This window comes from Arthrobacter sp. AG367 (assembly GCF_007828995.1).
GTDB lineage: Bacteria > Actinomycetota > Actinomycetes > Actinomycetales > Micrococcaceae > Arthrobacter.
Genome location: NZ_VIVE01000004.1, coordinates 220,928 through 242,183, shown reverse-complemented (window position 1 = coordinate 242,183; position 21,256 = coordinate 220,928). Strand labels below are relative to the sequence as shown.

The 21,256-nt window shown below is 67.0% G+C and carries 25 protein-coding genes; 18 read left to right on the top strand and 7 right to left on the bottom strand.

Annotated features, from left to right (window positions below; genetic code table 11):
• Positions 1-3: 3 nt before the first annotated feature.
• A complete protein-coding gene (gene trxB, locus FB478_RS13545; protein ID WP_056392955.1) occupies positions 4-981 on the top strand; it encodes a thioredoxin-disulfide reductase in 978 nt (325 codons plus the stop codon).
• 50 nt (positions 982-1,031) lie between these two features.
• Here trxB and FB478_RS13540 read toward each other — a convergent pair whose 3' ends face one another.
• Entirely contained in the window at positions 1,032-1,373 is a 342-nt protein-coding gene (locus FB478_RS13540; RefSeq protein ID WP_018768657.1) for a hypothetical protein, read from the bottom strand.
• A 280-nt stretch (positions 1,374-1,653) separates the two neighbouring features.
• On the opposite strand from FB478_RS13540, the gene FB478_RS13535 reads away from it, so the two are divergent.
• Positions 1,654-2,175 carry a PAS and ANTAR domain-containing protein gene (locus FB478_RS13535; protein ID WP_235509853.1) on the top strand — a complete coding sequence of 174 codons (522 nt, stop codon included), beginning with the start codon at positions 1,654-1,656 and terminating at the stop codon, positions 2,173-2,175.
• Between the two features lie 7 nt (positions 2,176-2,182).
• On the opposite strand, the gene FB478_RS13530 is transcribed toward FB478_RS13535, so the two are convergent.
• Positions 2,183-2,578: a hypothetical protein gene (locus tag FB478_RS13530; RefSeq protein ID WP_056392959.1), complete on the bottom strand. Its 396-nt coding sequence runs from the start codon at positions 2,576-2,578 to the stop codon at positions 2,183-2,185.
• Between the two features lie 193 nt (positions 2,579-2,771).
• Between FB478_RS13530 and FB478_RS13525 the strand changes: the two genes are divergently transcribed.
• Together FB478_RS13525 and FB478_RS13520 are read left to right on the top strand one after the other, a co-directional pair.
• Positions 2,772-3,203, top strand: coding sequence for a hypothetical protein (locus tag FB478_RS13525; protein ID WP_056393166.1), 432 nt, complete (start codon positions 2,772-2,774; stop codon positions 3,201-3,203).
• A 93-nt stretch (positions 3,204-3,296) separates the two neighbouring features.
• Positions 3,297-4,514 (top strand): MFS transporter, encoded by a 1,218-nt coding sequence (locus FB478_RS13520; RefSeq protein ID WP_144600864.1) that lies wholly within the window; start codon positions 3,297-3,299, stop codon positions 4,512-4,514.
• Between the two features lie 80 nt (positions 4,515-4,594).
• On the opposite strand, the gene FB478_RS13515 is transcribed toward FB478_RS13520, so the two are convergent.
• Positions 4,595-5,272 (bottom strand): NADPH-dependent F420 reductase, encoded by a 678-nt coding sequence (locus FB478_RS13515; RefSeq protein WP_144600862.1) that lies wholly within the window; start codon positions 5,270-5,272, stop codon positions 4,595-4,597.
• A 113-nt stretch (positions 5,273-5,385) separates the two neighbouring features.
• Here FB478_RS13515 and FB478_RS13510 point away from each other — a divergent pair, with 113 nt between their 5' ends.
• Both FB478_RS13510 and FB478_RS13505 read left to right on the top strand, forming a co-directional pair.
• Entirely contained in the window at positions 5,386-5,991 is a 606-nt protein-coding gene (locus FB478_RS13510; RefSeq protein WP_261377403.1) for a TetR/AcrR family transcriptional regulator, read from the top strand.
• Positions 5,992-6,097: 106 nt separating this feature from the next.
• The gene (locus FB478_RS13505; protein ID WP_144600860.1) at positions 6,098-6,799 is read left to right on the top strand and encodes a triacylglycerol lipase; all 702 of its coding nucleotides are present in this window, start codon (positions 6,098-6,100) and stop codon (positions 6,797-6,799) included.
• Here the strand turns inward: FB478_RS13505 and FB478_RS13500 are convergent.
• Positions 6,768-7,892 carry an NAD(P)/FAD-dependent oxidoreductase gene (locus tag FB478_RS13500; RefSeq protein WP_144600858.1) on the bottom strand — a complete coding sequence of 375 codons (1,125 nt, stop codon included), beginning with the start codon at positions 7,890-7,892 and terminating at the stop codon, positions 6,768-6,770. The two genes, FB478_RS13505 and FB478_RS13500, sit on opposite strands and share 32 nt — an antisense overlap.
• Before the next feature lie 148 nt (positions 7,893-8,040).
• On the opposite strand from FB478_RS13500, the gene FB478_RS13495 reads away from it, so the two are divergent.
• From FB478_RS13495 to FB478_RS13470, 6 genes are all read left to right on the top strand, one after another.
• Entirely contained in the window at positions 8,041-8,694 is a 654-nt protein-coding gene (locus FB478_RS13495; RefSeq protein ID WP_144600856.1) for a TetR/AcrR family transcriptional regulator, read from the top strand.
• 155 nt (positions 8,695-8,849) lie between these two features.
• Positions 8,850-9,392: an alternate-type signal peptide domain-containing protein gene (locus tag FB478_RS13490; protein WP_018768647.1), complete on the top strand. Its 543-nt coding sequence runs from the start codon at positions 8,850-8,852 to the stop codon at positions 9,390-9,392.
• 75 nt (positions 9,393-9,467) lie between these two features.
• Positions 9,468-10,076 carry a hypothetical protein gene (locus FB478_RS13485; protein WP_144600854.1) on the top strand — a complete coding sequence of 203 codons (609 nt, stop codon included), beginning with the start codon at positions 9,468-9,470 and terminating at the stop codon, positions 10,074-10,076.
• Positions 10,066-10,710, top strand: coding sequence for a signal peptidase I (locus FB478_RS13480; protein ID WP_144600851.1), 645 nt, complete (start codon positions 10,066-10,068; stop codon positions 10,708-10,710). The genes FB478_RS13485 and FB478_RS13480 overlap by 11 nt, the downstream gene beginning before the upstream one ends.
• Positions 10,711-11,205, top strand: a complete 495-nt coding sequence (locus FB478_RS13475) for a hypothetical protein (RefSeq protein WP_056392971.1) — start codon at positions 10,711-10,713, stop codon at positions 11,203-11,205.
• Positions 11,206-11,556: 351 nt separating this feature from the next.
• The gene (locus FB478_RS13470; protein WP_018768643.1) at positions 11,557-11,934 is read left to right on the top strand and encodes a VOC family protein; all 378 of its coding nucleotides are present in this window, start codon (positions 11,557-11,559) and stop codon (positions 11,932-11,934) included.
• A 134-nt stretch (positions 11,935-12,068) separates the two neighbouring features.
• Here the strand turns inward: FB478_RS13470 and FB478_RS13465 are convergent, their stop codons facing one another.
• On the bottom strand, positions 12,069-13,001 hold the full coding sequence (locus FB478_RS13465; RefSeq protein ID WP_144600849.1) for a phosphatase PAP2 family protein: 933 nt from the start codon (positions 12,999-13,001) through the stop codon (positions 12,069-12,071).
• 101 nt (positions 13,002-13,102) lie between these two features.
• Positions 13,103-14,317 carry an MFS transporter gene (locus FB478_RS13460; protein WP_144600847.1) on the bottom strand — a complete coding sequence of 405 codons (1,215 nt, stop codon included), beginning with the start codon at positions 14,315-14,317 and terminating at the stop codon, positions 13,103-13,105.
• Positions 14,318-14,370: 53 nt separating this feature from the next.
• Between FB478_RS13460 and FB478_RS13455 the strand changes: the two genes are divergently transcribed.
• The 6 genes from FB478_RS13455 (at position 14,371) to FB478_RS13430 (ending at position 19,961) form a co-directional block, all read left to right on the top strand.
• The gene (locus FB478_RS13455) at positions 14,371-15,357 is read left to right on the top strand and encodes an ABC transporter ATP-binding protein (RefSeq protein ID WP_144600845.1); all 987 of its coding nucleotides are present in this window, start codon (positions 14,371-14,373) and stop codon (positions 15,355-15,357) included.
• Between the two features lies 1 nt (position 15,358).
• A complete protein-coding gene (locus tag FB478_RS13450; protein ID WP_261377402.1) occupies positions 15,359-16,981 on the top strand; it encodes an ABC transporter permease in 1,623 nt (540 codons plus the stop codon).
• Entirely contained in the window at positions 16,978-17,490 is a 513-nt protein-coding gene (locus FB478_RS13445; RefSeq protein WP_134163956.1) for a GbsR/MarR family transcriptional regulator, read from the top strand. Before FB478_RS13450 ends, FB478_RS13445 begins: the two co-directional genes overlap by 4 nt.
• Positions 17,487-18,503, top strand: coding sequence for a magnesium/cobalt transporter CorA (gene corA, locus FB478_RS13440; protein ID WP_018768637.1), 1,017 nt, complete (start codon positions 17,487-17,489; stop codon positions 18,501-18,503). The genes FB478_RS13445 and corA overlap by 4 nt, the downstream gene beginning before the upstream one ends.
• A gap of 70 nt (positions 18,504-18,573) precedes the next feature.
• The gene (locus FB478_RS13435) at positions 18,574-19,560 is read left to right on the top strand and encodes an o-succinylbenzoate synthase (RefSeq protein WP_144600843.1); all 987 of its coding nucleotides are present in this window, start codon (positions 18,574-18,576) and stop codon (positions 19,558-19,560) included.
• 158 nt (positions 19,561-19,718) lie between these two features.
• Positions 19,719-19,961 carry a hypothetical protein gene (locus tag FB478_RS13430; protein ID WP_018768635.1) on the top strand — a complete coding sequence of 81 codons (243 nt, stop codon included), beginning with the start codon at positions 19,719-19,721 and terminating at the stop codon, positions 19,959-19,961.
• Positions 19,962-19,995: 34 nt separating this feature from the next.
• Here FB478_RS13430 and FB478_RS13425 read toward each other — a convergent pair whose 3' ends face one another.
• Positions 19,996-21,168 carry a serine hydrolase gene (locus FB478_RS13425; RefSeq protein WP_144600841.1) on the bottom strand — a complete coding sequence of 391 codons (1,173 nt, stop codon included), beginning with the start codon at positions 21,166-21,168 and terminating at the stop codon, positions 19,996-19,998.
• Positions 21,169-21,256 lie beyond the last annotated feature (88 nt).

Sequence of the window (21,256 nt, the reverse complement as noted above, 5' to 3'; positions counted from 1 at the left end):
TCCATGAGCAAAGAACAGCTGATCATCATCGGCTCCGGCCCCGCCGGCTACACCGCCGCCATCTACGCCGCCCGCGCGGGCCTGAACCCCCTGGTCCTGGCCGGCTCCGTCACCGCCGGCGGCGCGCTGATGAACACCACTGAAGTGGAAAACTTCCCGGGCTTCCCCGGCGGCATCCAGGGCCCTGAGCTGATGGACGGGCTGCAGCAGCAGGCGGAAAAGTTCGGCGCGCGCATTGAGTACGACGACGCCACGTCCGTTGACTTGAGAGGTTCCGTTAAGCGCGTGGTCACCGGCGGCGGGGAGACTTATGAGGCTACGGCCGTCATCCTGGCCACCGGCTCGGCGTACAAGGAACTCGGCCTGCCTGAGGAGAAAAAGTTCAGCGGCCACGGTGTTTCCTGGTGTGCCACCTGCGACGGGTTCTTCTTCCGTGACCAGGACATCATCGTGGTTGGCGGCGGCGACTCCGCCATGGAGGAAGCCACCTTCCTGACCCGGTTCGGCAAGACCGTGACCGTGGTGGTGCGCAAGAACGAGCTGCGCGCCTCCCGCATCATGGCGCAGCGGGCCAAGGACAACCCCAAGATCCGCTTCGCCTGGAACTCTGCAGTTACCGCCATCCACGGCGACGGCAAGGTCACCGGCGTAACCCTCACAGACACCCGTTCCGGTGAGACCCGGCACCAGGACGCCACCGGCATCTTCGTGGCCATCGGACACCTGCCGCGGACCGAACTGGTGGCGGGCCAGGTGCACCTGGACGAGGAAGGCTACATCAAGGTGGACGCCCCCACCACGTGCACAAACCTGCCGGGCGTCTTTGCCTGCGGCGACGCCGTGGACCACCGTTACCGGCAGGCCATCACCGCCGCCGGCACCGGCTGTGCCGCCGCCCTGGACGCAGAGCGGTTCCTGGCCGCACTGGAGGACGCGGCCAGCATCGCCACCGCGCTCGTGGAAGAACCCACGCACAGCTAAGTCCTCCTGCCCGGGCACTCACTGTTGCCCGGGCAGGCTTCATCCGCGGGTCAGACGACTTCGGGAAGCCGTCCGGTTAATACTGAAACTGGTGCTGCGGACCAGCGTTCACGCTCCGGCTCGTAGGAGATCACCATGGACGCGTCGTTCTCGCGCGCCTCGTCGATGGCCAGCAGCAGGGCGTCTTCCATATGCCTGGCATATTCCAGCCGTTCGGGCAGGGACCCCTGCAGCCCGCCGTCGTCAATCAGCACGTGGCCCTTGCCGTCCACGATCACTTTCAATGAATACCCGCTGTCCTCATGCAGGGACCCGCGGGTAGATGAAATCTCCGTGACTCGATCTGCCCGGACCAGCCCGTTGCCCAGCGTGCGGATCCACACTTCACCCATGAATTGACCTCCCCTTGGCTGCGGGCGCGGATCAGCGCCCATAAGGCGAACGCTACTCCTCCGCGCGGCTTTTGTGACCCCCCGAATCCGCCTGCTGCGCCAGCGGATATGGCAACCAGCGGCCGCCGGATTCAGCTATTGTTGTGCGAGAAAACCCGCACTGGGTATGTGAGTTTTGGAGGAATGCATGTGGTCGAAGTTGGATGCGTACCTCTTTCCGCTGCCGATTACTGCCGTCTGTCCGTCGGGGACCTTTGAGCTGGACGTTGCCTCAGGAAGCATGAACTGGTCCGAGGGCATGTTTGGCATTCACGGGCTGCAGCCAGGTGAGGTGGTGCCCACTTTTGACGTGCTGATGGCCCACAAGCACCCGGGGGACCGGGAACCGGTGCGCGCGCTGTGGGCGGACCTCCTTGAGGGCGGTGGCCAGGGTGCCCTGCTGCACCGGATCATTGACGTCCGCGGCAGGGAGCGGCGCGTCTTTTCTGCGATCCAGGCCGTCGCCGCGCCTTCCGGGCGCGTGGAGCTGGCCCGCGGCTTCATGGTGGATGTGACCCAGAGCCTGCGCATCGAGTCCCAGCATGCCGCGACGGAGGCCATCGAGGGTGCGTTCGGGCACAAGGCGGTCATTGAGCAGGCGAAAGGCATTGTCATGGCCCTGCACAGTGTGGATGCCGAATCGGCGTTCCGGGTGCTGGCCGCCAGAAGCCAGCACGCCAACGTCAAGCTGCACCTCGTGGCGGAGGAATTGACCAGCGCGGCGGCAAACGGGAAGGCCAGGGAAGTCCTGGAGGGTTACTGATTCCCGGTTATCCCATGACCTGCTGGTTCACCCACCGCTCCAGCGACGGGACCAGCAGCAACACCGCGACGCCGGCCACCATCAGGACGTGGACGAACACATTCCACGCCGTGGTCCCGACAGTTTCGCCCCCGCCGATGGCTGCGAACCAGAAGGGCACCAAGGCCACAAGCCCAAGTGCAGCCGACGCGAGGGCCGCATTTTCCCACCAGCTCCACCGGGCAAAGAGTCCCCACGTGGCCACCAGGAACCCCAAGACGGTCAGCAGCGCAAGCACCATGGTGATGTTCCACCAGATACCTGACGTGTTGACCCCGCGGGTGGCGAAGGTGGGCGTAATCCACAACCAGCTGTTCCCGGCCATCAAGAGGGCGATGCCGCCCAGGGTGCGAAGAGTAAACATCTTCCACCACCTCCTTCAGCCAGCGTGGTTGCCCTGGGCGTCGGCGAAACAGGGCCGAAGGGCCCGCCGTTGTCCGGTTCGTGGGTCCATGGGTTCTCGGCGGCTGGGCGGTAGGGCTGGGCGGTGGCAGGAAGGCGCCGCCGGGGGACCTTCGGCACTTTCGGGCATGGTCCCTATGCCGGACCCTGTTGCCATGGCGGACAGGACAACCACCAGCCGCAGCGGCAACCTTGGCTCAGCCATCGTCAACGCCCTGCTGCTGTACGGGATCAACATGTGGCCTGGGTGGCAGGTGCTGCCGTTCCTGACAGCCGACATGTCCCGCGTCCTTGACCTCATCAACGCGTCCCTGATCGCGGGCATCATCGTCAACCTCGTCTGCGTGGTGATCCACGCACGTACCCTCGTGGCGCTGGGCAACCTGGTGGTCATAGGCTTCGGGGTTGCCGCCATGCTGCGCCTGTGGGAGGTATTTCCCTTCGACTTCGGCACCGGCTGGTCCGGCTGGCCGGTGCTGGTGCGGGTGCTGCTGGTGCTCGGCATCGTGGGCTCGGCCATCGGGGCGGTGGTGGAAGTCGTCAACCTGTTCCGCGCCCTGGCCGGGTTGGAACCAAGGGCCCGTTGATTGATCCAGTCTCCGCGGAGGCCACTGTGAGTCCCTGTCCGCTGCGTCACACCGCAGCCTCCCCAGGGAGGGGGCGGCCATAGGATAAATCTGATGACTTCCCCGGACCCCTCCCAGCCCTTCAGCCTGCGCAGCATTGCGGTCGCCGCTTTCGGACCCACACTGCTCTTCGGAATTGGGCAGGGCGCCATCCTTCCGGTGGTGGCATTATCTGCCCGCGAGTTGGGCGCTTCGGTGGCAGTGGCGGCCCTGATCGTCACCCTCATCGGACTGGGATCCTGGTTCTTCAACCTGCCGGCGTCGCTGGTAACCCTTCGCTTCGGTGAACGCTGGTCCATCGTGGGCGCCGCCGTCGCCGGTGGCCTGGCGCTGGCAGCCGCCGCCACCTCCGCCCTGGCCCCGAACGGACTGTGGCTGCTCGCCGTGGCGATGGCCGTCGTCGGGATGTCCGGGGCGGTGTTTGGCCTGGCCCGCCAGAAGTACCTGACGGAGGCGGTGCCGGTGGCCTTCTGCGCCCGGGCGCTGTCCACGCTGGGCGGCGTGAACCGCATCGGCGTGTTCATCGGCCCGTTCGCGGGCGCGGCGGTGATGCAGTTCTTCGGCATCGCCGGCGCCTACTGGGTGGGGGTGGTGGCCATGGCGGCCGCCGCGCTGCTGTCCCTCACCATCCCGGACCTTGCGACGCCGGATGTCCCCTTGGGCGGGGACGCGGGCCCCCAGCCCACGCTTCGGAGCGTCGCGGTGTCGCATGCCGGCGTGTTCCTTTCCCTGGGCGTGGGCATCCTGCTGCTCAGCGCGCTGCGGTCCTCCCGGCAGGTGGTGATCCCGCTCTGGGCCGACCACCTGGGCATGGACGCCACCTCCGCATCCCTGATCTACGGGCTCTCCGGTGCCATCGACATGCTGGTGTTCTATCCCGCCGGGAAACTGATGGACCGGAAGGGGCGGCAGTGGGTGGCGATTCCCTCCACGCTGCTCATGGGGACTGCGCTGCTCCTGATCCCGCTCACCGGTTCCTTTGTGGGACTGCTGCTGGCGGCGCTGCTGATCGGCTTTGGCAACGGCATCAGCTCCGGCCTGGTGATGACGCTGGGCGCCGACTTCTCGCCGGACCGGGGCCGCGGCCAGTTCCTTGGCCTCTGGCGGTTCATGGCGGATGCCGGCTCCACAGGCGGCCCGGTCCTGCTGTCCGGGGTGACCGCCCTGGCCTCCCTGGGCCCGGGGATCTCAGCCACAGGCCTGCTGGGGTTCGCGGCGGCGGCCGTGTTCGGCGTCGTCATTCCCCGCCTGAAGCACCGCCGCAACTACTGACCGCAGGAACTGCTGACCGCCGCAACTGCTGACCGCCGGGACGCCACCCCAAGGCTGGCGTCCCGAACCGGTTCCCCGGGTCAGCGAACGATCTTGAAGTTGAACTCGGGCGTGCCGAGGGCGCCCCAGAGGCGAAGCCAGACAGGGAGGAGCATCTCCGTGCCACGGGCGGTCGAGATGTCCCCGAGGTCGATGACGTCCTGGTGGCCGAAATCCTTCAACAGTTCCGTGACCATGTGCTTGGCGTCCGCGTCGTTTCCGGAGACGAAGACAGTGCTGGCCTCGGGAAGGGTGTCCGGACGCGCCATGAGGTCGGCATTGAGGGTGTTGAGGGACTTCACCGCGCGGGCGGTGGGGAAAGCGCGCTGGATCTGCTCACCGAGTGAATCGGTGTCCTTGACGAACAGGGTGGGCGGCATGCCCTGGCTGAAATCGAGCGGGTTGGCGATATCCAGAATGACCTTGCCGTCAAGGTTCTCCGCGCCTACCTGTGCCAGGGCATCCAGGGATCCGTTGCCGTTGGTGGCGTTGACGATGAGCTCTGCCCCGACGGCGGCCTCTGCGTAGCCGGCCAGCGTGACGCCCGGGTTTGCTGCAGCCCAGGTGGCGAAGGGTGCGTTGCCCATGGCGTCGGCCTCAGTGCGGCCGAGCGTGGCTTCGGGGCTGCGGGTGCCAATGGTCACGGTATGTCCGAGCTCTGCCAGGCGGGTGGCGATGGTGCGGCCGACAGTGCCGGTTCCGAGGACAGCAGTCTTCATGGTGGTTCCCTTAGCTTCTTATTTATCGGGTCGGATCTGATGTGACGGATCGTTCTCATTAGTTTGTGACGGATCGATCCGTCTGTCAAACTAAAGGCGGTACATTTTTTGGCTTGGGTTTTGGAAGGGTGGGGTTTGCCGTGGCGCGCAAGAGCGGCGAGGAGAACCGGCGCAATGTGCTTGAGGTGGCCACGCGCCTGTTCTACCAGCGGGGAATCCGCGCGGTCGGGATGGATACGGTGGTCAAGGAATGCGGGGTGGGAAACGCCACCATTTACCGCCAGTTCCCCACCAAGGACGCCCTCGCCACAGCGTTCGTTCAGGGACGCGCGGACGCCTGGTTCGAGCGGATGCGGCAGGCGGCCGGGGAACGCGACGACGCCCGGGAGAAACTCACTGCCGTGTTTGAGGTGTTGGCCGGAGATACCGCCGGTGCTACCTACCGCGGCTGCCCGATGCTGAACACGAACACCGAGTTCCCGGAGGGCAACCACCCGGCCCATCTGGTGGCGGCAGCGCACAAGCAGCAGGTGCGGGACTGGTTCCAGTCGCTGGCAGCCGACGCCGGTGCGCAGGACCCTGGCGAGCTGGCCGAGGAGTTGCTCATCGTCCTCAACGGGGCCTATGCAACAGGCGCGGTTCTCGACGGCGCCCGCTACGGCAAGCGTGCCCTGAACCTGGCCCGGCGCCTCGTGGACGACGCCTGCACCCAGCGCTAGTCACGGTGAAGCTGGTCGGGGCCAATACGCCAGGTCCAGCTGCGGCTCCACTTTCCCCCGGACCGTCATTGCGGGAAGTGTCGCAGGAGCGCGTTATTCTCGACACATGAGTGATCCCGGCGCTGAAGCCCGCATCAGCCCGCTGCAAAAAGCCGTGTGGTGGGCGCAGGACTATGTTTATGCCGCGGGCTGGCAGGTCCGCGGATTCCTGTCGCGCGTGCAGCCGGAGTCCTTCCGCAACGGCACCCGGCAGCCCGTGCTGATCATTCCCGGCGTGTACGAAAACTGGCAGTTCATGATGCCGCTCATCCAGGCCATCCACGACGCCGGGCATCCCGTGCACGTGGTCACGGTGCTGCAGCGCAACAAGATGAAGGTCCCGGACGCAGCAAAGCTGGTGGCCCAGCACCTGGAGGAGGCGGGACTGCGCGATGCCATCCTGGTGGCGCACAGCAAGGGCGGCCTGATTGGGAAGTACGCCATGCTGTCCCTGGACCCGGAGCACCGGATCGACCGGATGATCGCCGTGTGCGCACCGTTTTCCGGCTCGCGCTACGCCCGGTACATGCTGCTGCCCAGCCTCCGGATCTTCTCGCCGCGCAACGCCCTGACCCTCCAGATGTCCCGTGAACTGACTGTCAACAGCCGCATCACGTCCATCTACGGGCCGTTCGATCCGCACATTCCGGAGGGGAGCGTCCTTCCCGGTGCCACCAACATTGAACTCCCGGTGGCGGGGCACTTCAGGATCCTGGGCGACCCCGGAACCGCGCGGATCATTGTGGAGCAGCTGAACCTTCCGGCCTGACGCCGGCCGGTGTCTGTGTTGCCGTGGATGCCCTGGTTGCTGCGATGCTCCTGGCGATGAACGCTGCGTCCGTGCCTACGCCGTGGACCATGGAGGACGCCAGCGACTGCTGGAAGATGGCGCCCAGGAAGTAGAGCCCCGCCTGCGCTGTAACGCCGCGGTCCTGCTCCGGCTCGCCGTCCGGGCCGAACACTGGCAGACGGATCCACTCCAGCGCGGGCCGGAAGCCGGTGCACCACATGACGTTGGCAACCTCAAGGGTCCGGCCGTCCGCCAGCAACGGGCGGCCGTCCTTGACGTCCTCCGTCCTGGGGACGCGTTCGACGCCGGCACGCACCAGGTCCCGGTTTTTCACCCTGACCAGTGGTCCGCTGTGCGCAAGGATTTGTGGGCGGGCCTTGCGGCCCATCGGCGTATTGAGCGTCAGGACGTGGGAGAAAGCGAAGAAGACCGCGAGGGTCAGTGGCCTTGCTGCCACGCCGTCGATGGGCCAAGGAATCTCGCCGGGATGCCTGCCGGAGAGATATGTCGTGCGGCTGGTGGCCAGCTCCAGGGCAATGTCCGCGCCCGAATTGCCCGCGCCGACCACCAGGGCCGGGCCCGGGGCGAGGTCTCCTGGGTTCCTGTAGCTTGCCGCCGTGAACTGCTGGATGTCAGGGTTGAGGTGATGTGCGAATGCCGGAACTTTGGGCTTCCGGTCCCAGCCGGCGGCGACCACCACGTTGTCCGCCTCGAACTGCCGGCCGCTCTCGGTTTCAATGACGAAGTGATGTCCGCTGCGGCTGAGGCTGGTGACCCGGACGTTGTTCCGGATCGGCAGCGCGAATCTTTCCGCGTAGCTGCTCAGGTAACCGGCAAACTCCTCCCGGGACGGGTAGGACCACGGAGGAGCCGGGTAGCGGCTGCCGGGAAGGGCGTCGTACCGGGCCGGGGTGAACAGCCGGAGGGAGTCCCAGCGGCTGCGCCAGCTGTCCCCGGTACTGGCGTTCTCATCCAGGATGACGTAGGGGCGCTTGAGGAGGGACAGGTGGTAGCCCATGGCCAAACCCGCCTGGCCGCCGCCGATGACGACCGTATCGAAGTGCTCTGACATGACGCCTGCCCTTCCGCCCCGGACTGCTGTGAGCCTGCCACGGCGTTGCGGCTTTTGCCGCCGCCTTGCGGGTTCGCTACTGCCTGTCCGGGCTTCCTGCTAAGATTCATCCGAATATACTTCGGATGAAATTAGGGTAGGCCTCCCGATGGATGCAGTCAATGCCCCGGCCCGCCGCTATCACTCGCCGCTCCGGAAGGAACAGGCGGCGGCCACCCGCGACGCCGTGTTGGCTGCTGCCCGTGAACTTTTTGTGGGGGAGGGCTACCGTTCCAGCACCGTGGCCGGCATCGCACGGAGGGCTGGCGTCGCCGTCGACACCATCTATGCCACCATCGGCCGAAAACCGGACCTCCTGCGGGAAGTGGTGGAAACGGCCATCTCCGGGACCGGCCAGGCGGTGCCCGCCGAGCGCCGCGACTATGTGATCCGAATGCGGGAGGCGAAGGCGGCAGCCGAAAAGATTTCCATCTACGCCCATGCTCTGGCCCGCATCCAGCCGCGCCTGGCTCCGGTATACGTGGCGTTGCGCGATGCCGCCGGCACGGATCCCGACTGCGCAGCACTGTGGCAGGAAATCTCCAACCGGCGGGCGGCGAACATGCTGAAGTTCGTTGAGGACCTTGCCTCCACCGGGGAACTGCGGACGGACCGGCCTGCCGAAGAGCTGGCCGACGCCGTGTGGAGCATGAACGGGCCCGAATACTGGGTGCTGCTGGTGGATCAGCGCGGGTGGAGTCCGGAACGGTTCGCAGACTGGCTGACCGATGCCTGGTGCCGGCTGTTGGTGGAGCAGAAATAAGCTGTATTCCGATAGAAGTGCAGGTCAGGGGCGGGTTGAAATTTCAAATAACTTGAGCTTTCGTTGACGTTTTACCCCCTCACTTCCTGAGCTTGGCACGGCAATGTTGTCCCCAGCTAGACAAAACGCACACACAAAAAGTCTGAGGGGACATCATGAAGAACAGCACTCTGATTAAGGGAACCGCAGCCATCGCCGTTGGCGCAGCACTGTTGCTGGGCGGCGGGGGAACCCTGGCCAACTGGAACGCGGAGGCAATTGCGGCTCCGGGAACCATCGTTGCCGGTGACTTGAACGTTGCCAAGACTGCATCCGGTGTTTGGAAGGACCGTGCGGGCACCACGATTGCCGACATCAGCACCTACAAGGTGGTCCCGGGCGACAAGCTCACCTTCACCCAGGATCTGACGGTAACCCTGGTCGGCAACAAGATGGCCGCCAACGTGGCAACCACTGGCATCACCGCGACCAACGGCTTCACGACCGCCAACGTGTCTGTGACCGGTCCGGCTCTTACCGTTGCCGGCGCGCCCGTAGCCAACCCCCTGCTGCCGACGGGTTCAGCCCAGACGGTCACCGCGACAATCACCTTTGAGTTCCTGTCCAGCACTGCCGGCCGCGCGGACACCACAGCGAATTACAACTTCAACAACGTGGCGTTCCAGCTGACCCAGGTGACCCAGACCGGTCTTTCCTAGCCTTGCGCAGGCGGGTGGCCTCAAGGTCACCCGGCTGGATTGACCGAAGCCCGGAATCAGGACCCAGGAGGAACCATGCGCACCAAGCGCAGGCTGCAGGCGGCAGCGCTGACCGCCGTTGCAGTGGTCCTGGGACTGTTCACCGTTCAGGGAACCTACGCGTTGTGGAGCGCGGCGGCATCAGCCTCCCCTGGGACCATCACGTCGGCGTCGTTCGATACGGCGCTGACGGCGGTCAACACGGGACAAACAACCACAATGACCCTTGCTGACGGTTCGGCTGCCACCTTGACCCTTTCTCCCGCAGGGACACTGGGCCCGGGCACCTCGGTCTACGGCGGAGTGGTGGTCACCAACAACACCAATGCCGGCGGCCAGTTCAACACGGCGATCACGGCAGGCCAGCCCACCATCGCAAACGTCAGCGGCGGAACCCTCGCCAGTTACGTCAGCGTCAACGCCAAATCTGCGGCTTCCTCCGCGGAATGCAGCACCGCCACAGGCTTCGCGTCAATCAGTACCGCAGGGCTTGTCTCGCCCACGGTTGCCAAAGGCGGTTCCACCGTCTTCTGTTTCCAGGTGAGCCTGAGCACCAGCGCCCCCTCCACAGTGAAAGGACAGGCAGTGAACATCTCGCTCCAACTCACCGCACGTCAGCTCTGCGGGGTGCCCAGTGGCTGCTGACCTGACCGAACGCCTGCTGGGCGGCGAAGCCGACCCGACAGAACCGCGGAGCGGGACTCCGGCAACCACCCGGCAGCGTGGACGAAGGCGCACTGCCGCCTGGGCCGTCGTCGGACGTTTCCTGGGCATGGCAGCCATGCTGGTGTCACTGTTCGCCGCCCTGGTCCTCATCGTGGTTCCGGTGGCGACGGGTTCGCAGACCTACACGGTGCTGACCAAATCCATGGCGCAGAAGTACCCGCCGGGCACGTTCATGGTGATGAAACCTGCCCCGTTTGATGAGCTGAAATATGGTGACGTCATCACTTTCCAGCTCTACTCAGGCCGGCCCGATGTGGAGACGCACCGGATCGTGGGGTTCGGGTCCACCCAGCAGGGCGAGAAGACACTGATCACCAAGGGCGACAACAACGGCGCCAACGATGAGAACCCCGTCCGCGCCATCCAGGTCAAGGGCAAGCTGTTCTACGCAGTCCCGTACGTGGGTTTCGTGGCCAACTTCCTGGGGAATTCCGACCGTGGGACCTGGACAGTCATCGCTGCCGTGGCACTCATCGGCTGCGGAGCCATCACCGTGTACAGGTCGGTCCGCAAGACCCGTTCCCGGGACAACGCGGCTGCCGGGGCGCAGTAGATGGCACGGTTCGGGAATGTTCCCGGTGCGGGCCTGGCCGCCGGGGCCTTCATCCTCACGGTGCTGCTGGGCATAGGCGGCGCCTCGGCCTCGGCCCTCTGGCAGCAGAGCGCCACGGCCACCATGACCGTCACTGCCTCCGGCGCGTGGCCGAACCAGTTCTCGGGATTCACCTGCACCAATGACAACCCGCGGCAAACCGCAACCTTGTCAGCGGTGGGGACGACGGCGCCAACGACACTTACCTACGCCGCACTCCAGTCGAACGGCACGTATGGGCCCTCCTACAACGAGTCCGTAAGCCTGGGAACAACCAGCACCATCACCCTGACCATCAACTCGCAGATCGTGTTGGCCAACAGGACCACCACCCCACTGACCATCCGTGTCACAGCGACATACGCGAACCAGGTGCAGACCACCGCGTCAGCCACCGTGTCACTTGAACAAGGAAACAACAGCAACAAAGTCACCTGCTTGTCCACGACCTTCTAGGCGCCGGTCCACCGCCAGCCCGACGGAAGAAGGCGCCGCTGCTAACACCCCCCATGCAGCGGCGCCGCCTCCCGCCGGGCTGGAGCTTGCCCGTCCAGCGGTGGTTCTGCCCGCCCTCGTCACGACGCGCATATTCACTTTCGACCCGCAGTTGCCTTTGCGCCCCGGATATTTGGGCCGCGGAGGGGAATATCCGCGTCGAGAACAACTACGCGCGTCGAGAACAACCCTGCGCGTCGGGAAAGGCGATGCGCGTCGAAGGTGAGTTCCCGCGCAAGGTGCGTGCCGCCGTCGTGCCTTCCGGTCCGTGTCCGCCCGCACGCAGCCGCGGCCCGTCCGTACACTGGCACCATGTCATGCCGTATCAGCGAACTGGTCCTGAACTGTGCCGACCCGGAACTGCTTGCGCGGTTCTGGAGCGGGGTCCTGGGTTATGTGGAGATCGACCGGGAGGATGGTGCGATCGAGATCGGACCGCCCGATGCCGGCTTCGGCGGTCTGCAGCCCACCATCTTCCTGAGCCCCAGCAGCAATCCGCGGGTGGGGAGGCTTCCGCTGCATATCGACGTCAACCCCGTGGACCGGGACCAGGACGCGGAGCTGGAACGCCTGTTGGCCCTCGGCGCACGGCCGGCCGACGTGGGGCAGACCGGCGACGAGCAGTGGCACGTGCTGCAGGACCCGGAAGGCAACGAGTTCTGCCTCCTGCGCAAGCGGCTCGATCCCTGAGACCTCCGCCGGAGAGGCTGCAAGCGGGAGAGCAGTGGGGGTACCGGGCGGCGCCCACTTCAAGACGCCGCCCGGGCACCTGCAACTATCCCGGGCATGGCTCAAGCCAGGGGTATCAATTCCTCAAGATTTGCTCAAAACCCCGCTGCCGGCGGCCGCTCCGTGCTACTGGGCGCGTCCCGCCGTCGTGCCGCGTAGGCGAACAGGGAGGTTGTGGCAACGGTGGCCAGGTATCCCGCGATCACAATCAGGGAGATGCCCGCCCAGAAGTAGTTGGTGGTGCTGGCCTCCTGCCATGGACTGGGCGCAATCCGGATCAACGAATACACCGCCACCACGGCCGAGGCCAAGCCGATCAGCACCGGCAGCGTAAGCCAGATCCGGGCGGATCCCACATGCTCGCCGAACCCGTCCCATTCGTTCCATGAACCACGGCGGAGGATCAGCCAGCCGGCAGGGATCATGAACGCCCCCACCAGCAGGAACGCTGCCACCACGTCGGCCGGCCGGTGCCATTGGTTGATCAGCGTGGACACCCCCGAGGCGATGGCAAAGGTGCCGCCAATGAAGCCGGCCATGGGGCGCCAGCGCGGCGACGCCATCAAAAACACCGCAGCCGCCGCGGACGCGGCCAGGGTGGTGTGCCCGGACGGCAGCGAATTCAGCTCCAGCGTCAACACGCCTTTGTCCGGGCGCGGCGGCAGGAGGTCCTTCAGTACCTGGGTTGCCACGTTGGCGCCGATGCACGCGGCCACGGCGATCCCTGCCTCCGTCCAGTGCCGCCGGATCACCGTCACAAAAAGGACCACGACGGCGGCCATCACCAGCGAGATGGTGGGCAGCAGGTCCAGGAACCGGGTGGCGGCCTTGCCGGCGGGGCCGTGGATCTCCACGGCCTCCACCAGCGCGGACTCGTCAATGAACTGTCCGGTGGTGGTCTGGACGAAGAAGTAGTAGGTGGCAACCAGCCCGGCAATGCACGCCAGGGTGGACAGCACGAACAGGAACGCCGAGCCCGGGGCAGGCCGGGCCGGGGTCCTGGTGGGTAGTTGCCGTGAAAAAGTCATCGCGGTTAAGGGTGACACAGAAAGCTGGAAGACCTCTCAAGCGTTGAAACTGGCTCGCACTAACTGTCGTTTTCAGGGCTCAAAACGACAGTTACTGCGAGCTAGTTGGGCCGCGGGGGGTTGATTGGGCTGCGGTGGGTGGGTTGGACCGGGTCCAGCCGGGGGATGCTCGCCGCGGCCACCAGCAGCGCCAGCACACCCAGCCCGAACGGAAGCGCCGTGGCCGTGGCGATGCCGCCCACCAGCAGCGGCCCGCCGGCGTCGCCCAGTTCGCGTCCCAGTTCCGCCGAGCCCATGGTCCTGCCCATCCGTTCGGGGGGCGTGGTGTCCGCCAGGTGGGCGAAACCGAGGGGGGTCACCGCGCCGATCCCAACCCCGATGAACGCCGCGGCAACGAAGATGGTGACCACTCCCGGGGCGGCCGCCACCACGCCGACGCCCGCGGCAATCAGCAGCAGGCCCGTCGTCGTGCCCCTGTTGTCCGTGACGGCGTGCCGGTCCCGCAGCCGCCCGATCCACGGCTGGGTCAGCACCGAGCCCAGCGCCACCACGCTCACCGCCGCCGTCCCGGCGAAGGCGTCCAGGCCGTGCCGGGTGGCCAGCGCCGGAAGGAAGCCGACGGCGGCACCCAACGCACCCGTTGAGGCAGCCAGCACCAGCGTGGGGACCAGAAACCGGCGCTCGCCCACCTGCCGCGCCAGGTCCAGCACCGTGTACCGCTTCCGCGGCAGCGGCGCCAGATGCGGCACGGACAGCAGCACCCACACCGCGGTCACCGCAGCCAGCGCGGACAGCGTGCCGAACAGCAGCGGGAAACCGCCGGCCAGGATCAGCCCCGCGCCCAGCGGTGGGCCGATGATGTATCCCAGGCTTTTCCAGGACCCGTACCGGCCAAAGTAGGTGCCGGCCTTCCCGCCGCGGGCCATCCTTGCCACCATGGCGGACGACGCCGGCGAGAAGGCCGACGCCGCCGCCCCCTGTCCCAGCCTGGCCAGGGCAAGGATCAGCTGGTCAGCTGCGCCAAGGCCGATCAAGGACAGGGCGGCAAAAGCGAAGAGGCCGCCGACGACGACGGGTTTGGCGCCGATCCGGTCGCTGAGCGCACCGAAGACGGGCTTCAGGAAGACCTCGGCAACGTCGTAGAGGGCCAGCAGGATGCCCAGGTTCAGCAGGGTCAGCCCGATGTTTCCGCTCTGCGCGCCCAGCCCGGCCGCGATGCTGTGGGCACCGAAAGCGGTGACGAACCCCGCGGCATACAGCGGTGCCGAGGACGAGCTGGCGGCCTTGCCGCTGGACTGGGGGTGGCCGGTGCTCATAGTGGGGACTTTAGTACCTTCATAAATTTGTGAAAACTTCGAAGACTTGAACCATGAACACCGTTGTCCACACAGCGAACCTGCACAAGCACTTTGGGCACGTCAAGGCCCTTGACGGCCTCGACCTGGAAGTCCAGCGCGGTGAGATCCACGGTTTCCTGGGTCCCAACGGCGCCGGGAAATCCACCACCCTGCGCATCCTGCTGGGGCTGGCCAGGCCCACGTCCGGCTCCGCGTCCGTCCTGGGTTTTGAGCCCTGGACACAGGCGGTGGAGCTGCACCGCCGGCTGGCCTACGTTCCCGGCGACGTCCGGCTCTGGCCCAACCTCTCCGGCGGGGAAACCATCGACCTGCTGTCCCGGCTGCGCGGCGGCACCGCCGACGGCGGTGCGTACCGGCGTCGAAAAGACCGGCTGTGCCAGGTCTTCGACTTCGATCCCGCCAAGAAGGGGCGCGCCTACTCAAAAGGCAACCGGCAAAAAGTGGCCCTGATCGCGGCCCTCGCCACCGAAGCCGAGGTATACCTGCTCGACGAACCCACCAGCGGCCTTGACCCGCTCATGGAGGAGGTCTTCCGCAGGGAGCTGCTCACCGCCGTCGACCGCGGAGCCACCGTGCTCCTCTCCAGCCACATCCTCTCCGAGGTGGAGGTGCTGTGCCACCGGGTGAGCATCATCCGCGCGGGCAGGATTGTCGACGGCGGGACGCTGGACTCCCTGCGGCACCTCACCAGGTCCGAGGTTTCCTTCGCCGCTGACGGACTGGACCCGGAGGCCCTGGCCAGGCTGGGCGCGGTGCATGACCTGACGGTCGACGCCGGGCGGATCCGGTTCAGCGCCGACACCGACCGGATCGCGGAGGTGCTTCCTGCCCTGGGCGCCTTGGGCGTTCAGGGCCTGACGATTGTTCCGCCGTCCCTGGAGGAACTGTTCCTGCGCCACTACGGCGACAGCGCCGGTACCGCAGGGCCACAGGCTGACGCGCCCGACGGCGGACACGGCTCCCGGCGCCACCTGCTCGGCGCGAGGGGGCGGAGCTGACATGGCCGTCCTCCTGGTCCTCTGGGGCCAGCGGCTGCGCCGGGACCGCTGGCAGCTGCTGAGCTGGGTGGCGGCCATCGGGGCGTTCGCCTGGTTCGCAGCCGCCGCAGTGACCCAGACCTACGGCAACGTGGCCAGCCGCACGGAAATCCTGCAGGTGGCCATCGCCACGCCCGCCATCCTGATGCTGCGCGGCCTGCCCCGCGGCGCTGAGCAGGGGGCCTTCACGTTCTTCCTGATCTACGCGTTCCTTGCCCTGCTGGCAGGTCTGATGAGCACCTTCCTCGCGGTCCGCCACACCCGGGCGGACGAGGAAACCGGGACGGCGGAACTGGTGGCCGCCACGCCTGCCGGTCGCCTGCTGCCCAACGCCGCCACCCTGCTGCACGGCGCCACGGCCAACATCCTCGTGGCGCTCGCGGTGTTCGGTGGCTTCGCCGCCCAGGGGCTGGACACGCAAGGCTCCCTGATCGCCGGAGCCGCAACGGGCGCCGTCGGCCTCGCCTTCCTGGGCGTGGGACTGCTGGTGGCCCAGTTCATGGGGACTTCGCGCGGTGCGAACGGGGTCTCGGCCGCGCTGGTGGTCCTGGCCTATATCCTGCGTGGGATCGGGGACGCCACCGGAACGCCCGGCGCCGACGGGACCACTATGACTGAAGGGGCTGCCAGCTGGTTCTCACCGATCGGCTGGGGCCAGCAGACGTTCGCGTTCTCCGGCAACCGCACCTGGCCGCTGCTGCTGCCGGTGGGGCTCGCCGCCGGCTGCCTCGCGGCCGCCTGGCTCATCCTCCGAACGCGGGACAGCGGGGCAAGCGTCTGGGGCGCCAGGCCGGGACGCGCCGCCGCCCGGCCGGGGCTGCGAAGCCCGGCAGCCCTGGCACTGCGGCTGCAGTCCGGGTCGATCATCGGGTGGGGGCTCAGCGGGCTGGCCCTCGGGCTGCTGGCGGGGTCGCTCGGAAAGGCGATTGCCGCCGTCGACACCCCTGACACCAACATCACTGCCGTGATGCGGGCCATGCTCCAGTCGCAGGGCACATCACTGACCCAGCTCATGGTGTCGGTACTCTTCTCGATGGCCGGGGTCCTGGCGGCGGCGTGCGCCCTCCAGGCGGTGATCAGGCTGCGGCAGGAGGAAGCCGCCGGAACCGCCGAACTCCTGCTGGCCGCACCGGTGGGCCGGGTCCGGTGGCTGGCCGGCTACCTGCTGCTGGGCGCGGGGGCCGTGGTGCTGGTGGTGGGCCTGGCCGGGGTGGGGGCGTGGGCCACGCTCACCGGTTCCGGGGATACCTCAATGCCGGCCGATGCGCTGTGGGAAACCGAGCTGGCCCAGCTGCCCGCAGCGTTGATCTACCTTGCCGTTCCGGCGCTGGTGTTCGTCCTGTGGCCTGCCGGGACCACCGCCACCAGCTGGGCGTTGCTGGCCCTGGGCGTGATGCTGGGAATCTTCGGGGGCATGCTGGGGCTGGACCAAAGCCTGCGCGACCTGTCCCCGTTCACCCACACACCGGTACCGCACGGGGACGCCACGGACTGGAGCGGCGCATGGTGGATGCTGGCCATCGCCGCGGCTGCCGCCGCGCTGGCCATTGCGGGCATGCGGCGGCGGGAAGTGGGGTCGGCATGAGCACCCGAGCTGAGGTGGCGGCTGCCCGGGACACGCTGGCCGCCGCGGCTTCCACCGCCGCCGCTGCCGAAATAACTGCCGCTGCCTTCGCCGCCGCCGGTTTCCCCAAGATGCCGGCACGGACCCTGCTGGCACTGGTGTCCTCCGAGCAGGGGAGCCTCACGGCTGCGGAACTTTCGGAGCGGCTGGGGGCCAGCGCCGCGGCGGTCTCCGGGGCTGTGCGGTACCTGCAGACGGTGGGCTTCGTCCATCGCGTCTCCCAGCCCGGCAGCCGCCGCGACCTCTACGCCCTGCATGAGGACGAGTGGTACGTGGTGTCCATGCGGAACAGCCCCATCTACGAAAAGCTGGCGGCCCTGACCGACGCCACGGCGGAAACCCTCCCGGAGGGATCAGCGGCCCGGGCCCGGGTGGCGGACATGGCCCGGTTCTACCGGTTCCTCAATGCGCGGATGCCGGCCCTGCTGGACGACTGGGAGCGCGAACGGGCCAGGGAGGCCACGCCGTGACCATCATCGACAACGCCGTGTACGTGAACGGGCTGCGCACCGAGGACCCGGAAGACCTTGACGAGACCTACTTCCTGCTCCGCCAGCGGGAGGGGATGGCGTGGATAGGGCTGTACCGGCCTGACGCAGAGGAACTGCAGTCCGTCGGCGAGGAATTCGACCTCAACGCGCTGGCCATCGAGGACGCACTTGCCGGCCACCAGCGGGCCAAGCTGGAGCACTACGGCGAGTGCCTGTTTTTGGTGCTGAGGCCAGCCCGGTACCGTGACGACGAAGAAAGGGTGGACTTCGGCGAGATCCACGTCTTCGCCGGCGACGAGTACGTGGTGACCGTCCGGCACGCCGAGTCCCCGGATTTGGCCAAGGTCCGCCGCCGGATGGAGTCCATGCCGGAATTCCTGGCCCTGGGACCGGACGCGGTGCTCTACGGGATCCTGGACCAGGTGGTGGACGAATACGAGCCGGTGGTGGCGGGCCTGGAAAACGACATCGACGAAATTGAGGATGACCTGTTCGGTGCGGATCCGGACGTATCCCGCCGCATCTATGAACTGTCCCGGCAGGTCATCACCTTCCAGCGGGCCACGAGTCCGCTGGCGGGGATACTGCAGGCCCTGATCGCCGGAGCCCCGGACCGCGAACAGTCAACCGAGCTTCGGGACCACTACCGCGATGTCCTGGACCACGTCCTCAGGATCAATGAACGCGTGGCATCCTTCCGGGCCCTGCTCCAGAACGCGCTCGCCGTCAACGCCGCCCTCGTGGCCCAGCGGCAAAACGATGAAATGCAGCGGATGACAGAGTCCAGCTTTGAGCAGAACGAGCAGGTCAAGCGCATCTCCTCCTGGGCTGCCATCCTGTTCGCCCCCACGCTGGTGGCGTCCATCTACGGCATGAACTTCGTCAACATGCCCGAACTGGCGTGGACCTATGGCTACCCCTATGCGCTGGGCGTGATGGCGGCCATGGGGCTGGCCCTTTACCTGGCGTTCAAGCACAACAAGTGGATCTGACTTTCCTTCGCTGGCCCTGTGCCTCCACGACGCGCAAAATTCGCAGTGAGGTGCGGCTACAGTAAACGGCATGCTTGACGAACTCCTGGCCAGCGCGCACGTGGTCAGCCTGCCCATGCGCGTGAAGTTCCGGGGCATCATGGAACGCGAGTCCCTCCTGCTCCGCGGGCCGGCGGGCTGGGGCGAGTTCTGCCCCTTTCCCGAGTATGGCGACGCCGAGGCATCGCACTGGCTGGCCGCCGCCATCGAGGCGGGCTGGCAGGGGTTCCCGGCCCCGCTGCGGGACAGCATCCCGGTGAACGCCACCGTGCCGGCTGTCTCCGCGGACCGGGTGCCCGACGTCCTGGCCCGGTTCGGCCGCGTGGACGCCGTCAAGGTCAAGGTGGCGGAGCAGGGCCAGTCGCTTGACGACGACGTCGCCCGGGTCCGTGCCGTGCGCGCCGCTTTGCCGGACGCGGCCATCCGCGTGGACGCCAACGGCGGCTGGGACGTGCCCGGCGCCGTGGAGGCGTTGACCCGGCTGGCGCCTGTTGGGCTGGAATACGCAGAGCAGCCGGTGCCTTCCATCGAGGGCCTTGCCGAGGTCCGGTCCCGGCTTCGGGACGCCGGGACGCCGGTGTTGGTCGCGGCCGACGAAAGCGTCCGCAAGGAAACCGATCCGCTCCGGGTGGCCCGGGCGGGCGCGGCGGACCTGATCGTGGTCAAGGTGGCACCGCTTGGGGGAGTGCGGCGCGCCCTGGACATCGTGGCACAGGCCGGACTCCCCGCCGTCGTCAGCTCCGCGCTGGACACCTCCATCGGCATCCGCGCGGGCCTTGCCCTCGCCGCCGCCCTGCCCGAGCTGCCCTACGCCTGCGGCCTGGGAACGGTGTCGCTGTTTGACTCGGACATCACCACGGACCCCCTAGTGGCCGACGACGGCGCCATCCGCCTGCGCGACGTTGCCGCCGACGCCGGGCTGCTTGAGCGGTTTGCGGCTCCCGCGGACCGGCGGGACTGGTGGCTGGCACGGCTCCGCCGTGTCCACGCCCTCCTCCCCCGAGCGACTGCTGAGTAGCTGCCGTTTTCACGCCCCAAACGGCAGTTAGCCGGCATTGGATGTCGCTGCAGGGTGGCGTGCTGCGGGTGATTGCCGGAGGGTTGCGCGGCTCCTATCATGGTTCCACCGGTTCCTCCCTGCACCGAACAGGGACGTTATTTAAGGTCGCAAGTGCCATGGTGAAGATACCTTTCAGGCATCAGGCGGATGAATCGAAAAAGCGGGAAAACTCCGGGGAGCATCACCGGCTGCACCTGGCGGAATGGCTGAGGCGGGAGGACGAGGGCATCGAGCGTGCCTCCAGCAGTATCTTCCTCAGCAGCCATGACCGGCCCCTTGCCCCGCAACGGACCTGCATCCAGGGGCATGAGATCCTGCCGGGGGAGGACCACTGCTCGCACGGGCATCCCGTGGGTTGAGGAAGACGGCCACCAATCGGGGAGTGGTGTTTCCTCATTTTGCCGGCGCGCACAGCCGGTCAAGGGCCTCGTTAAGGGTTGACTCGATTTGGCCGACCAGGAGTTCGCGCATGTTCTGGGTGGACTCATCCTCCAGCTCTGTCGGAAGCGGCGGGGTGGTGACGGTCATCGCGGCCTGGTAGCGCCCGTCGCTGCTGCTGACCGCCACAGTCTGATAGTCCCAGAAGAGCCCCCTGCCCGCGTAGCGCGGCTGGGGCGAGCAGCCATCTGCGTGTTCCCAGAGGCCCAGCCCGTACGGCGAGAAGACGGTCTTCGCCGTCATCGCGCCCAACGACGCGGCGGAGATTGCCCGGCCCTGGAAAAGGGCCGCCATGAAGTGGTTCATGTCCTCCACTGTCGAAACGGCGCCCATGGCCGGCGAACCGGCACTGAAGATGTTGTCAGTGGTATCGATCCGCTCACCCCGGAGGGTCACATAGCCGTGGAGAAGCCCGGATTCGAGCGGGTCGAGGTGGTCCAGGGTGGTGCTCTTCAAACCAAGCGGACCAAAGATCTCCTCACGCATGACGCTGGTAAAGGGCTTATGCCGCAGTTCCTGGATAAGCAGGCCGAGTGCGAGGTAGTTCGTGTTCGAGTACCTAAAGGAGCCGACGCTGGACCCATCCCACGGGAGGGTGCCGGCCAGCTGCAAACCCCGCTCCATCGTCATCGTCCGGGAAACACTTGGGCGGAAGTCGACGTCGCGCGGCAACGCATCGTTGGCCTCCGGCATGCCAGACGTGTGGCTGAGCAGCTGTCTCACCGTGATGGGGCCCGGAGGCTTGAGTGCTGTGAAGCCGGGGATGACATCGTTTACGGGGTCGTCCAGGCCGATGAGGTGGTCGTCGACGAGTTTGAGTACTGCCACGGCCGTCATCGTTTTGGTGACGCTGGCGATCTGCACACGGTCGGTGGCCTGTGCCGGGGTCCTCGTTTCAAGGTCGCGCATGCCAAAGGCCTTGGACCACTCACCTTCCGGCCATTTGACCTGCACGACGGTGGCCACCGCGCCGTCGTTCATGAACAGCTTCACCTGGTTCTCAAGGGAACCGAAGGGGTTGGGGGAGCTTGGGGAGGGGACGGGCTCGTCCGGGGTGTAGGTGCAGCCGGTCACGGCGAGGACGGCGGCGAAGACCGCCCGCCGCCAGGCAGGTCTGTTCGTGCTCATGCCGGGGCATCCGCTCTGGACAGGGTGACGTGTTTGGGCCGCCTGCAGCGCCGTGTCCGGCCAAACCTCTGATGGCGCCGTCCGCCCA